The sequence below is a fragment of the Acinetobacter sp. TY2 genome, from assembly GCF_046269225.1.
In the GTDB taxonomy this organism is placed as follows: Bacteria; Pseudomonadota; Gammaproteobacteria; order Pseudomonadales; family Moraxellaceae; genus Acinetobacter.
The window spans coordinates 30446-44466 of sequence record NZ_JBJZOR010000002.1; the positions used below are offsets into that span (position 1 = coordinate 30446).

11 protein-coding genes and 2 pseudogenes are annotated in these 14021 nt (G+C 34.9%); 6 read left to right on the forward strand and 7 right to left on the reverse strand.

Features of this window, described 5'->3' with window-relative positions; genetic code table 11:
* The first annotated feature begins 13 nt into the window (after window positions 1–13).
* The 3 genes from ACK1JC_RS01290 to ACK1JC_RS01300 are packed head-to-tail and all read left to right on the forward strand — an operon-like array spanning window position 14 to window position 2745.
* On the forward strand, window positions 14–1666 hold the full coding sequence (locus tag ACK1JC_RS01290) for a nitrite/sulfite reductase (protein ID WP_409510041.1): 1653 nt from the start codon (window positions 14–16) through the stop codon (window positions 1664–1666).
* A gap of 1 nt (window position 1667) precedes the next feature.
* The gene (locus ACK1JC_RS01295) at window positions 1668–2057 is read left to right on the forward strand and encodes a CidA/LrgA family protein (RefSeq protein WP_409510042.1); all 390 of its coding nucleotides are present in this window, start codon (window positions 1668–1670) and stop codon (window positions 2055–2057) included.
* Window positions 2050–2745 (forward strand): LrgB family protein, encoded by a 696-nt coding sequence (locus ACK1JC_RS01300; protein WP_409510043.1) that lies wholly within the window; start codon window positions 2050–2052, stop codon window positions 2743–2745. Before ACK1JC_RS01295 ends, ACK1JC_RS01300 begins: the two co-directional genes overlap by 8 nt.
* Before the next feature lie 589 nt (window positions 2746–3334).
* Here ACK1JC_RS01300 and ACK1JC_RS01305 read toward each other — a convergent pair.
* From ACK1JC_RS01305 to ACK1JC_RS01335, 7 genes and pseudogenes are all read right to left on the reverse strand, one after another.
* Entirely contained in the window at window positions 3335–4678 is a 1344-nt protein-coding gene (locus tag ACK1JC_RS01305; RefSeq protein ID WP_409510044.1) for a PepSY-associated TM helix domain-containing protein, read from the reverse strand.
* A 120-nt stretch (window positions 4679–4798) separates the two neighbouring features.
* A complete protein-coding gene (locus ACK1JC_RS01310) occupies window positions 4799–6127 on the reverse strand; it encodes a basic amino acid/polyamine antiporter (protein ID WP_409510045.1) in 1329 nt (442 codons plus the stop codon).
* 9 nt (window positions 6128–6136) lie between these two features.
* Window positions 6137–7015, reverse strand: a complete 879-nt coding sequence (locus ACK1JC_RS01315; RefSeq protein WP_409510046.1) for a homocysteine S-methyltransferase family protein — start codon at window positions 7013–7015, stop codon at window positions 6137–6139.
* A gap of 262 nt (window positions 7016–7277) precedes the next feature.
* Window positions 7278–7618 (reverse strand): annotated as a pseudogene (locus ACK1JC_RS01320) (transposase); the annotation flags it as partial.
* A 476-nt stretch (window positions 7619–8094) separates the two neighbouring features.
* The gene (locus ACK1JC_RS01325) at window positions 8095–10185 is read right to left on the reverse strand and encodes a TonB-dependent receptor (protein ID WP_409510047.1); all 2091 of its coding nucleotides are present in this window, start codon (window positions 10183–10185) and stop codon (window positions 8095–8097) included.
* A 164-nt stretch (window positions 10186–10349) separates the two neighbouring features.
* Window positions 10350–10824 (reverse strand): annotated as a pseudogene (locus ACK1JC_RS01330) (hypothetical protein); the annotation flags it as partial.
* The gene (locus tag ACK1JC_RS01335; protein WP_409510048.1) at window positions 10821–11417 is read right to left on the reverse strand and encodes an NAD(P)H-dependent oxidoreductase; all 597 of its coding nucleotides are present in this window, start codon (window positions 11415–11417) and stop codon (window positions 10821–10823) included. The pseudogene ACK1JC_RS01330 and the gene ACK1JC_RS01335, both read right to left, overlap by 4 nt.
* A gap of 119 nt (window positions 11418–11536) precedes the next feature.
* Between ACK1JC_RS01335 and ACK1JC_RS01340 the strand changes: the two genes are divergently transcribed.
* From ACK1JC_RS01340 to ACK1JC_RS01350, 3 genes are all read left to right on the forward strand, one after another.
* Window positions 11537–12145 carry a TetR/AcrR family transcriptional regulator gene (locus ACK1JC_RS01340; RefSeq protein WP_409510049.1) on the forward strand — a complete coding sequence of 203 codons (609 nt, stop codon included), beginning with the start codon at window positions 11537–11539 and terminating at the stop codon, window positions 12143–12145.
* Between the two features lie 615 nt (window positions 12146–12760).
* Window positions 12761–13228, forward strand: a complete 468-nt coding sequence (locus ACK1JC_RS01345) for a spore coat U domain-containing protein (RefSeq protein WP_409510050.1) — start codon at window positions 12761–12763, stop codon at window positions 13226–13228.
* A gap of 62 nt (window positions 13229–13290) precedes the next feature.
* On the forward strand, window positions 13291–14019 hold the full coding sequence (locus ACK1JC_RS01350) for a molecular chaperone (protein ID WP_409510051.1): 729 nt from the start codon (window positions 13291–13293) through the stop codon (window positions 14017–14019).
* Window positions 14020–14021 lie beyond the last annotated feature (2 nt).

Consider the following 14021-nt stretch of genomic DNA (forward strand, 5'->3'; position numbering starts at 1 on the left):
TTAGGTCATCCCCATGTTCTTATATACAGACTTTGATCAAAATTTATTAAATGAGCGTGTCGCACAGTTTCGCGACCAAACCCAACGTTATTTAGAAGGAAAACTGACAGAAGAAGAATACCGGCCACTACGTTTACAAAATGGTTTATATATTCAGCGTTATGCACCAATGCTACGTTTGGCAGTGCCTTATGGCTTAATGAACTCTGCACAATTACGTAAGTTAGCCGAGATTGCACAGGAGTATGATCGTGGTTATGCACACATTTCAACCCGTCAAAATATTCAACTAAATTGGCCACAGCTTGAAGATGTACCTGATATTTTGCAAGAACTGGCCACGGTTCATATGCATTCTATTCAAACCAGTGGCAACTGTATTCGAAATACCACTACAGATCAGTATGCAGGTGTTGTTAAAGGTGAGCTAACAGACCCAAGACCGACCTGTGAGCTGATTCGTCAGTGGAGTACTTTCCATCCTGAGTTTTCATTCCTACCACGTAAATTTAAGATTGCGGTCTGCGCACATCCTGAACAAGACCGTGCCGCCACGACTTTTCATGATGTTGGAGTTTATCTGGTTAAAAATGATGTCGGTGAGTTGGGCTATCAAATTAAAGTTGGTGGTGGGCTTGGGCGTACACCTTTGGCTGGACATGTAATTAAGCACTTTTTAGGACGCGAAGATTTAATTGCCTATTTAGATGCCATCATGCGGGTGTATAACTTGCATGGACGCCGTGACAATAAATACAAAGCTCGCATTAAAATTTTAGTGAAAGCTTTAACCCCAGCGGGCTTTGCTGAAAAAGTTGAAGCTGAGTTTATACATACTCAAACTTTGCTCAAGGTTCAACCTAGTGTTTTAGATCAAATGGATGCAGTATTTCAACCGTTTACGTATGAACACTTAGACCAACAAAATTTTGAGGCTTTATTTCAGAAGTATCCAAAGTTTAAACACTGGTTCAATATCAATACCCATGCACATAAGGTGGAGGGCTATCGTATCGTTACGATTAGCTTGAAACGTGCAGGTGTAGCACCAGGTGATATGACTTCTGATGAAATGTGTTTAATTGCAGATTTGGCTGAACAATATACCTTTGGTGAGCTACGTACTACACATGAACAAAATATTGCCTTAACCGATGTACGACAAAAAGATTTATTTGAACTATGGCAAGTGTTAGATCGTGGCAATTTAGCACGCGCGCATATTGGATTTCTGACCGATATGATTTGCTGTCCAGGTGGTGACTTTTGTTCATTGGCAAATGCTAAATCCATTCCTGTGTATGAAGCGATTGCTCGCCGTTTTGATGATTTAGATACGTTATATAACTTGGGTAAAGTTGATCTGAATATATCGGGATGTATGAATGCTTGTGGACATCACCATGTTGGTAATATTGGTATCTTAGGTGTAGATAAAAAAGGTGCTGAATATTATCAAATTACTTTAGGTGGCAACTCAGATCATGATGCATCCATCGGCAATATTTTAGGACCGTCATTTCCCGCAGAAGATATTCCTGATGTCTTGGAAGAAATTTTAAATACTTATCTGGATATGCGTTTGGAGCATGAATCTTTTTTAGAAACATACAAACGTGTCTCTATTCAGCCCTTTAAAGAGCGGGCTTATGCGGACATAAATTGACATGTTCGATGTTCGTAATCTGTTAAGTAGGATGAAAATTTATAGCCATCAAATTGTGATCATTTTGGCAGTTTGGGGTTGTGCTTATATATTACAAAAGCTATTTAACCTACCTTTGGCCTCAGGCGTACTCGGTTTTTTTCTGCTTTTATTTTTGCTTGAATTGAACTGGTTGAAGTTAACTCATATTGAACAGGGTGCTGATCTGTTACTGGCTGAACTATTGCTATTTTTTATTCCGCCCGTTGTTGGCGTAATTCAATATCAGGACTTATTGATTGCTAGTGGCTGGAAAATATTGCTGGTGATTTTGATCAGTACGGCTTTGGTGATGATGGCTTCTGTATCCACCATACGATTGCTCTTAAAACAGGAAGATCAGTATGACTGAGTTTTGGGGTATTTTTTACTTGGTTTGGACAGTGCTGTGCTATTTTATGGTAAAGCAACTCTTTGTTCGAACGCAAAAAATCTATTTATCTCCGATTATTATTGTCCCTATTCTAAGCATTGCATTGATATTTATTTTACAGCAGCAATTTCAAGACTATTACCATTATACTCAATATTTAGTGGCTATGCTTGGTCCAATTACGGTGGCGTTTGCTATCCCAGTATTTCGTTATCGAAATATGATTCGGCAACGTTTTAAAGTGCTGATCATTAGTTCTAGTCTCGCCATGTTGGTGGGTATTTTCAGCAGCTGGTTTTTTGCGAGCCTATTTAACTTTGATGACATTGTTAAAAATAGTTTGTTGGCGCGTTCTATTTCAATTCCTTTTGCTTTGGTGCTTACTGAAAAAATTGGTGGCTCAATCAGTTTGATTCCGCTTTTTACTGTAATTACTGGTTTGGTCGGTATGTTGTTAGGAGATGTTTTGCTGTCATGGATGCGGTTTAAAAATCGTATTGCTTCTGGTGCAGCATTGGGCAATGCCGCACATGCCATGGGTATTGCTCGGGCGAGACAACGACATGAATTGGAGGGAGTGATTGCCAGCCTCTCGATGATTATTTCAGGAATTATGATGGTTCTATTTGCACCTACCGTGATCATACTAATGAAGTATCTGGTTTAATTAGGTATGGAATCGAATGTAAATTTAACGTCACATAAGATTTGTTGCACAAATCTAGCATATAGACTTATTGGGCAATAACATTTCAAAATGAATAGGCCTCCTCCTAAAAACTATCGCACAACCAATGGGTCTTCCTATAGTCAGCTTTCAGCGTTTGATCATTTACCAGACTGTCATTGGCATATTTAACCTAATAGTTCAGAGCTATTTCTCAGCTATGACTAGACTTGTGCGCGCAATCGAATATTTATAATCTCATTGATCAAGATTACTACGTCGCAAGCTATACAAATTACTGGGTGCAGGAGAGTGAATCCCTTAAAGCAACACTCAGTTTGGATGTTAAGGAAGACAAAACATTTAAATTGGTTAGGACTAGTAATAGTGGACGCTAAAAACCTGAAATATTCCAAGGAAAATTTGTATTCACTGATAATGTGAAGCTTAAAATTCAGCTTAATGGTGTATTTGAGCAAAATACAATTTTATGGCAGCAGGACTATGTGGAGGTTTTGGATACAAAGACTGGTCTACTTTACGAAGCCTATTTAGATTTTGAATTAATGAGAAAAGCCTAACTGATTAGTTAAGCTTTTCTCTCATTAATGCTGCCAATAAAGATAGCGACTAATCCAACAATTAGGCTGAATCCAAATAAAGGCAGTAGCACCCCAAAAATAATCAATATAGTTCCTAGAGTAACTCGTTGAAGCATGTTTGAATTTGTCCACACACTTAAGAAAAAATTTGAAAATTGTATTACCGTTTGTTTGAAGTTTGTTTTTTTGTACCAAGCTAAATATGCATAAAGAATCATTACACATAGTGCTAGTGAGTAAATGATGAGTATCAACTGGTTTATCCAACCAAATAAAATTCCGATGTGGGCATCGACACCCCAGCGTGTCAATTTAGCAATTAATGGATAGTCATCAAAATACAGCTTATCAATTACTCTGTGATTTGAAATATCAATTGCAATGCGATCTGCTTGCGTAGGCCAATGGAGTTGAATCTCAGAAATACTCCAAGCTTGATCTTTATCTAAAGGTGGTTTGATTTGTATCTGAGCGGCATCTATACCATGTTTTCTAGCGAGATCTAATGCTATGTCGAAGTCACTAGAAGTGACTTGTACGGGAGCATCATTATGAACCATCGAATGATCTTCATGATGCATAATCATTCTAGATGTAGATTCGGCTTTGATAGATGTCGCTAAAACAGGTGTTTGCCAACTAAGCGCTTGTCGAAATATTCGAATATTTTCACCGGCATACTCAGACCAAGTTAAGCCAGTCACTGCAACAAAGAGCAGTAGAGGGAATAGTACTAAGCCAATAGTGCTATGCTTTTTGATGTAATTATTCTGATTGTTCTTGTTCTTGCCTACCATATTATGACGTTTATACCATTGAAAAAATCCTGTAAAAATCAAAATTGCTAACCAACTTGCTGCGAGTTCACTATAAAATCTTCCCCAGCTTCCGAGTAATAAATCTCGATGTAAATGATCCAACCTAGTTCTAAAAGGTAGTAAGCCACTTGTTCCATATACAGCTAACTGACCTTTTACTTCAAGTGTGTAAGGATCAATGAAGATGGCTTCATTATTCAACTTTAATTCTGAATCTGAAAAAATAATCCGTGTTGTCTGATTTACTGCGGGAGAAGGACGCACTTCAGTAATTTGAGCAGTAGGAGATAACAATTGCTTAGCTTTTTCAATTTGCTGGCTGAGAGGGTTTATCTTTAAATGACTTTGTTCGATGTATAAAACATCTTTATAAATAAATTGTTCAATTTGAGGCGTTGCAGCATAAAAAAGGCCGGAGAGTGCAGCAATAAAAATAAATGGAGCAATAAAAACTCCAGCATACATGTGTAATAAACGGAAAAATACTTGCCAAAAATTAAAGTTTGAATTCATTTTCTAACACAATTTTTGGGAGCTAATGCTAAAAGCTTACTTGATCTTAAATTAAATATAAACATGTATATCCTTTTTAATATTTAAATTAGGATGACGATAGCCATCCTAATTTAAACTTTATAAATTGTTGCAAACCTCTATTTTATTTGTATATCTGCTATACAAGAAAATAGATAAACCAACTAAATATAAACAACCTGAAAGTAGAAGGAGAGAAATTCCAGCGGCATAAAGTAACCAAGAGGCATAGATCACAGCAATCAATGCAATCCAGATATGTTTGGTTCTTTTATTTTTCCATGATTCTTTTAAATAAAAAGCTGAAACTAAAAAGTAAGGTAATAAGATCATTACGGAAGAAATTAATAATAATTGAGTATAGTTTTTGTCGAAAAAGCATACTGCAATCAATGAAATTTGAACCACAACTGATGTTAACCATAATGATGCAATCGGCACATTATTTTGATTGGTTTTCAGAAAAACCTTAGGAAAAGCTTTATTCTTTGCAGCGAGAAAGGGGATTTCTGTAGCAAAAAGTGTCCAGCTTAAATAAGAAGAACTTACCGAAATAATTAATCCTAAAGTAATAATGATGGTGCCTGGTAAGCCAATTAGTTGCTCTAAAATAGTAGCCATTGATGGGTTATGCATATTGGCTATTTCTATACGGCTGGTCACACCATAAGAAAGAACCGTCACTAAGACATAAAAACTTAATGCCAGTAATACACCTAATACCGTAGCACGACCAATGTCATTTCGATTCCTTGCACGAGATGATAAAACAACAGCACCTTCAATACCTGTAAAAACCCAAAGTGTAATCAACATGAGATTCCTGACTTGTTCCCATACTGGCATTTGTAATGAAAAATCAAAATAATTGAGTTTAAAAAGGTCGAGTTTAAATGCAAGGAAAGTAAAGACGATGAATATGACGATGGGTACAATTTTGGCTATAGTCGCGATTAAATTAACCAATGATGCCTCTTTTATTCCTCGACTGACCAACCAATGAACCATCCATACAAATATTGAAGAGCCAATAAGTGCATAAATTGTGTTACCTTCACCAAAAAAAACATGATCAGGGCGATCCGTGAACATACCTACGCCAGAGAAAGCAATCACAACATATCCGACAATACCAATGGTAGTACACAGCCAATAACCCCATGCGGAGCAAAAACCAATAAGTTCTCCAAAACCTTCACGTGCATAATTATAGATTCCTCCATCTAAATCTGGTCGTTGCCGAGTTAAATAGAGCAGTGCAAATGCGAGAAAAAGAATTCCAATACCTGTAATGAGCCAAGCAATAAGTAAAGCTTGGCCGTTGGATACAGAAGCCATATTTTGAGGAAGGCTAAATACGCCAGAACCGACCATTGAACTGAAAACAAGAGCGGTTAAAGAAAGTAAGCCAATTTTAGTGGTAGACATGTGCGAAATTTACTGCTTAAAGAATTTTGAGAGTATTGAAATATGCTCTGGACCTATCCCACAACATCCACCAATTAGAGAGGCACCTGCTGCTTGCCATTCTTGAGCAAATTTTAAATATAAATCTGGATTTAAGTCTGCACGTACTTCATCTAAACCATCATTTGCAGTTGCTTGACTGTTCTGCGGCGGAAATGCATTGGCATAAGCGCCAATTTGTACATGTTCTGGCAGAATTTTTTTAATTTCTAAGATGGCTTGTAAAATAATCTCAGGTTGGCAACAGTTAAACAGTACAGCTGTAGCGCCCACACGTATAATAGTTGCAGCAGCTTGTTGAATACTTTCCCCCGATCTAAGTAAAGGCTGTTCTCGTTTTATTTCATCTTGCAGGGTAAATGATACCCAAAAATCACGGTGATCTTTTGGTAGTAATGCGTGAACGGTTTCAACTTCTTTTAAGCAAGACTGAGTTTCAGCTAGCCAAAAGTCAACATGTGGAGTAAGTGTATCAATAATTGGTTTTACTAACTTTTCAGCTTCATCTTCTTGAAATAAGTCAGCACGATATGAACCAAAAAGTGGTGGCAAACATCCCGCTATTAAAACTTTTTGACCACTTTCCTTAACTGCTTGTTTCGCTTGGTTTACAGCGACTTGTACTAAGTCTTTAACTTCTTTGTCAAAGCGATCTTGACCAATATGAAATGGAACGACAGCATAGTTATTCGTTGTAATTATTTCAGCACCAGCACGAATAAAGTCTAAATGAACTTCTTTTACAATATCAGGTGCTTCTGTTAATGCTAAAGCAGACCACTCTGGTTGACGAAAAGGTGCTCCTCTACGTGCAAGTTCTCGACCAAAACCACCATCTAATATTTTCATAAAGCTAAATCATGTAAAATTTTTAAGAAGATAATTATAATTGAACTTACTTAAGTGTTAAGTATTAAAAAGACCAGATTTTCTTATATCTTTTGAACTTAAAATTGATAAGCAATCAAAATTTAATATTTTTAAAATCGTAATAGTACAATTATTAACTTATTTTAATTTTAAAAAGAATAGAGTTGATTTAATGTTTATAAGACTTTGTTATATAAAAATTTAAATCTTCTTTTAGTAACTTAAATTTAAGGCATAAAGGGAAGCTCCTTGCTGTTAATTTATCGCCTAATAATTTGATGCAATGCATCTTAGTTTCAAACAAAATTCTACGATGATAACCAGACCATTTTTTCCAAAGAGATTCTACTGGCCATTTGATTGTTTTCAATGACTCATTCTGCTCCATAGACCACGCTTGCTGAACCTTCCAAGCCTTTGCATTCTTCGTTGGCAGAGTGATCGCATGTACATCTCGATCTAAATGACTTGTCGGCAATGCTTTGTGTCATAAGCCCCATCTGTATAGACAGAATAAATTTACTCATCCAAGGGAAATTGGGCAAGTAAATCTTCTAGTACTCGTGAATCACTGACATTATTCTAAATGGAAATGTTGCCTCGATTAATGAAGGCCGATTATACGAAGACCCATTGGTTATGCGATAGATTTTAGGGGGAGACCTATTCATTTTGAAATGTTATTGCCCAATAAGTCTATATGCTAGATTTGTGCAACAAAGTCGTTAACCATTGTAATAGTGTGCGAGGCGTCAACCCAAGCATATGCTAATTATGATCAATTACATTTGTGGAAGCCCGCATTTGCATCTGATGACTTGCAACGACACCTGCTGCTGCATTAGAGCCAAATAAAGGCGTGGTCATTTCGCCAAAAGCCTCGGATTCCAAGCTACAATAAGATATAAGATACGGGATGACCTAAATAGCTTGAAAGCCCTCTGCCAGATCCACTCCGTTGATGGTTGGTGACTGTCTAACACCTTCAATGCCAGTTACGAATTCATTTAGTAGTAGATCTGCGACAAGAGCTAGCCTTAATGTATTCACTTAAGCATTTAAAATTTCCATTGTACTGCTAATGATGAATTCAACGGTTCACCAGGTTGTATCCACATTTCACTATAACTCGCCGTGTAATAGGTTTTGTCTAGAAGATTATTCAGGTTGAACTGATAACGTATTTGCTTACTTGGAGCATAGTAAGCATTTAAATTAAGTAATGTATATTCAGGAAGATTGAATCCATTATCAGTGCTATGACCACTACGTTTCCCAACATGAACAGCTGTTGCCCCAATGCCTACATTTGAGTTGTCAGATAACAACCATTCATAGTTTGTACTGATTGAACCACTATGTTTAGGAACATTACTTAGGCGTGAACCTTTAGCAAGCACTTGATCCTTCTCAATTTGTGCATCTGTGTAACTATAATTGGCGCGAAGCGATAATTGGTTATTCAGTTGTGTTTCGATATCTAGCTCTATCCCTTGGCTGGAAACTTCTCCTGCAGTAATCTGAAAGTTACTATCTATTGGGTCTGTAGTTAGCACATTTTCCTTATCCATTTTAAATAATGCAACACTAATCAGACTTTGAGAGTTGAGTTGGTATTTACTGCCTATCTCATAACTTTGACCTTTTTCTGGGTCAAAGGTTTGATTATTGCGATCCATTCCACTATTAATTGCAAATGATTGTCCATAATTGGCATAGACTGACCATGCATCACTTAAACGATAGTTCAAACCAAAACGTGGACTGGTTTGTTGTAAGTCTTTTTGATTTGAGGTCATGGCAATTTTATTCACAAATTCTTGTGTGACATGATCAAAGCGTAGACCAAGTAAAACACTCCATTGATCATTTAAAAATACCTGATCTTGGACATTGAAGGCGAAGTATTTTTGTCGATCTTCAGTGTCAACAAACAAAGGAAGGTCTGGTAAAAATTTTCCATAGGTAGGTTGGTAAATATCTATTGTGTTGGGTATGTCTGAACTATGATTACGGCGTAGCTGTAATTGGTGATATTTCATTTGTCCTGTTTCTGCACTCAGCAATATTTCATGTTTTGCCCAGTCTTGCTGGATCGTGCCTAAAATTTCTGTTTGGAATAATACATCATCACTTTTATTATCACGATAACGTCGCTGCCTCTCTAAAGTACGACCATCGCTTTGTATACGACGAGGTTCACTTGAAAAGCCTTTTAATAAACTATCTTTCAAACTCACAGCACTTTTAACATTCCAATCGTCATTTAATTGATGCGTGAGCCGAATTTGATAAAAATTATCAGTTTGTAAATGATCTCCATCGCTTGGTTCACCTGTATAGGTTTTTGGATTCATCACAATTTTCTTCTGATAAGCACTAACACCACGATCAAATAATCCTTTTACGTGAGTAAACTCTGTATCTAAGTCCAATTGAGTTCGATCGGATAACTTCCAACTTAATTGGGGAGATAAAAACCAGCGTGAATTACTTACATGGTCCCGAAAACTTTGATTGTCTTCATGTGCAATAGCAAAGCGATATGCAAATTGGTCATTAATGGGGGCGGTATGCTCAAAACTAGCACGATATTTTTCTAAACTATTGGCTCTTAAATTGATCTCACTAGAGGATTCCCAAGATGGCTTTTTAGTATTGATATTGAGTAAACCACCTGTTTCTCCTCGACCATATAGTGCAGCCATTGGACCTTTTAGAAACTCTAGAGATTCAATATTAACCATATCCCGAGAAGCACTTAGACCCCGATTTACACTTAATCCATTTCTAATAATTTGAGGTCCGATATTCGGGTCGCTACTAAATCCACGAAATGAAAAATTATCCCAGAAGCCGCCACCATAATTCGTTTGACTAAATACGCCACTGACTTGATTTAAAACATCATCTATACGTTGAATATCTTGCTGTTTTAACATTTCTTCAGACACAAAACTTCGACTAAAAGGAACATCGATAACATCATGGGTAAATTTAGTGGTTACTAAGTTTTTTGTTAAATTATTTGTTGTCTGTTCAGCCTCAATTACAATAGTTGGGAGTTTTTCTGGAAGATCAGCAGTTTGAGCCCAAGTAAAGTGGGATAGAAGTGAACAAGATGTCAATAAGTATAATTTTGAAATCATAGTAAATAGAAAGTTAATTTATGTAATGTTATACTATTACATAAGTTAACTTTGTGAAATATAAATTTATATCTTCTTCTATTTTTCATGGTGATAACATCAAAAAATGAATTATCACCATAGTAACTAAAGTGAAAGGTTATTTAGGTTTGGAAAGTATTCATCTAAAAATATTTTAGAATGTGAGTATGCTTATTCTTATGTTTAAAATCTGAGAATTTTAGATTCAGTGGCTAGAGTAAAATACTTAAAGTGAAAGAAATATGCCATAAAGACGAAAACGAGATATTCCTAAATATTCGCCATAAGGAGTATCAAATAGTGTTACCGCAACTAGATAGAGAGCTTTGAGCACATATAAGTGTGCAATATAAAAGAACATTAGAACGAAGCCAAAACAATCAATGGGTTTATCCAGTTTTTACTTTCAACTTTTTGAAGCAAAACTAAAAGGACTACACCCAAATCAACATTAAATAATATAATCAGCAATGATGGAGGATATTTGGTCAGCTTCATAAAGCTCATTATCGTTTCGATAGATGTCGGCATTATTAACCATGCTTGATCGCCATAAACGTTGATACTTCTCAAAATGAAAAACAAACAGATGCTCGCAAAACCAAAACTTTTTATTATGAGCAGTCCTGTTGTGCCATTTTTACCATAGATTGTAACCATTTTTCTCGTTGAGCTAGACTTGAGCCTCGTATAGAACCGATATAATCTGTTTTAACTTTTTTAACTCCACAAAATTGTAAAGTTGCTTGTTTGAGTTGCCTAGTACTAGGCTCGCCAAAATACCACTTATAAGTCCATCCTGGTTGATCTAAAGTAGTCACAATTCGAGCTGTTTTATTTTGAAGATTGCCACGAATACGGTTGCTATTGTCATAATAACTAAAAGCCATTGAGGGTAGAAAAAGACGATCTATAAATCCTTTTGTAATAGCAGGTAAGCCGCCCCACCAAACAGGAAAAATCCATACGAGATGATCAGCATTTATAATTTTTTTCCACGATTCTAATAAATCATATTCCAAGTCTATTCTTTTTTCATAGCCAAATTTTAAATTAGGATCAAAATTTAATTGACCTATTTCGATTAACTCAACTTGAACATCGAATTGAATAGTTGCTTCGAGATAAGTGTGAACCAAAGAATGATTAAAACTAGTTTGAGAAGGATGGCCATTAATAACTACAATTTTTTTTGATGGGGCTACACTCATAAGTTTCCCTGTGTTTTGAAATTTAAATTTAAGATATCGACTGATATCTGAAAAGTTAATCGCAAAACTATCGTATTTAATTTAAGATATCAAGTGATATTTATAATTAGTAGCGATATATGGAAAAGGATCAAATTTCTCGTAATGATAAACAATTACAAACTCGTTTATACTTAATCAAGGCTGGATTCGAATTGATCTCTGAGCAAGGGTATAGTTCTGTATCTATTAGAAATATTTCAAAATATGCGGGATTTACTCAAGGTGCTTTTTACTCAAATTTTAACAATAAAGAAGAATTTTTACTGACTCTTATGCGGATTCAATTTGAAAAAGAAAATGCTCAATTACAACAAATATTAACTGATATAAGTGTAAATTCTTCTTCACTACAAGAAAAACTAGAATTATGGCTTACTGATTTTTTTAAAAATGAATCATGGTTAAAAATTTCAATTGAACTACAAATGTATGCAATACGTGATAAAGATTTTGCTAATGAATATAAATATATTTGGCAAATTCATAAAGAACAAATTACTAATATTTTGTTTAAACTTTTCTCTGCTTATAAAAAGATTACTCCTGAAGAGGCTGAGTCAAAGAGTTTAGAACTTATCTCATTAAGTTATGGTTTAGCCTTACAATATATGCTTTTTAAAGATGATCTAAATAAATATATACAAATTATTATTAATTATTTAGTTCGAGACGGTATTTCAATTTAAATCTTTGTACAACCAAACCGATCGAAATTATAAAACAAGGGAAGAACAAAAAGCATATTTTACAAAGGCTGTACATTAGCAAATTTACATGGACTTATTTTATATTCAGCAGAAAACTCAAAAAGAATTGAATTTTAAGACACCGAATTAAATGGTAGAGAAATTTTAGAAGTTAGATGTCTAGAATATCCCAATTGGAAGTCTCCTATAATTTCAGCATATATCTTTCAGTCGAAGACGAAAAAATTGTAGAGTAAGAAATTAAATAGAACGAATTGGATTAATTTAAATTTAACCCTACATATAATTTAAATTGTATGAATTTTAAACTTTTATATATAGTTTTTTATAAGAATATAAAATTATTTAACTAAAAAAGTCATTTTATGTGTTCTTGTTACAAAATAATTATAATTGAAAATCGTATTAAATTTATTTAACTAACACTTTGTAAAAATTAAAAAATATTCTAATAATGCAATTATATTTTGATGATTTTTATATTTGTTTAATTGGGGCTTGTAAATGACTTGTAAAAGTAAATTCTTTACACGGTTAATTTTAAGTCTATAATACATCGCAAATTTGTATGACTTATCACATTTTGGTGTCATTATGCGAAACATTATCGTTTCTTCTCTACTTCTAGGTGCAAGCTTAGTTGTTGTAAGTTCTCCATCTATTGCTGCAACTGATTCGACGGAATTTAAAGTAAAAATTACTGTAAATGAGTCTTGTAAGTTTAGCAATGCAAAAGATATTAATTTTGTAGCATTAGATCGTTCAACCAATGTCGATCGCATTGCTGATGGTCAATTAGATATTACATGTACTTTGGGTACACCATATAAAATTGCTTTAGCTGGTAATGGGAAAATGAGCAAATTAGGCTCAGCAAGTACAATTGCTTATAACTTATATCAAGATTTACAAAATTCGATTGCGTGGGATCAACAAAATCTGTTGTCGAATACAGGTTCGGGAAATTCTCAATCACTTTCTGTTTATGCAAAATTGGCAGGAAATACGAATGTTGAAGCTGGTGATTATTTAGATACAGTGGTTGCAACGGTAACTTACTAATTTCAATTTGATTATTTGATTTCCAGTAATATCACGGCATAAATGATAAGGGTATTGGGCAAATGAAGAAATATGCATTCGCTTGGGTATTAGCTACAGCAATGAGTAGTTGTACGATCTCTGCGTGGGCGGCAAGTCTTCAAGTTGCACCGATTTCTTTAAAGTTTTCTACAACTGAAAATGCAAAAGAAATTTGGTTAACCAATACTAGTGATCAACCCATTCGTGCACAAACACGTGTGCAGGAGTGGGTCCAAAAAGACGGTCAAGATGTACTTACTGCAACGAAAAATATTGTTGCTAGTCCCATGGTGACAGAAATTCCAGCAGGTGAAAAGCAACTGATTCGTGTCATTAAAATTGTTAATCTACCTCAATCGCAAGAACAAACTTATCGTCTCATCATTGATGAATTACCAAGTACTAAATTACAAGAAGACCGTACAGGTCTGCAATTATTGTTACAGTATTCTGTTCCTGTTTTTTTTCAACCTAATCAAGTGATTGCTTCTCGTAATGGTTTAACATCATTAGATCAGGTTGAGTTTGCATATCATCAAAATACCATCTCAGTTCGAAATCATACCAATAGCCATGTACGTATAAGCCAATTGAATTATATCAATCCAAATGGTGAAAAAATTCCTCTAATAAAAGGTTTACTTGGTTATGTATTGGCACAACAAAATATGTCTTGGAACTTTCCCGAACAACTACAAATGCTTCCTAATGGAAAATTTGAAGCAAAAATTAATATGGATAGCAACCCTCAAATTTTGAATCTTAAATAATT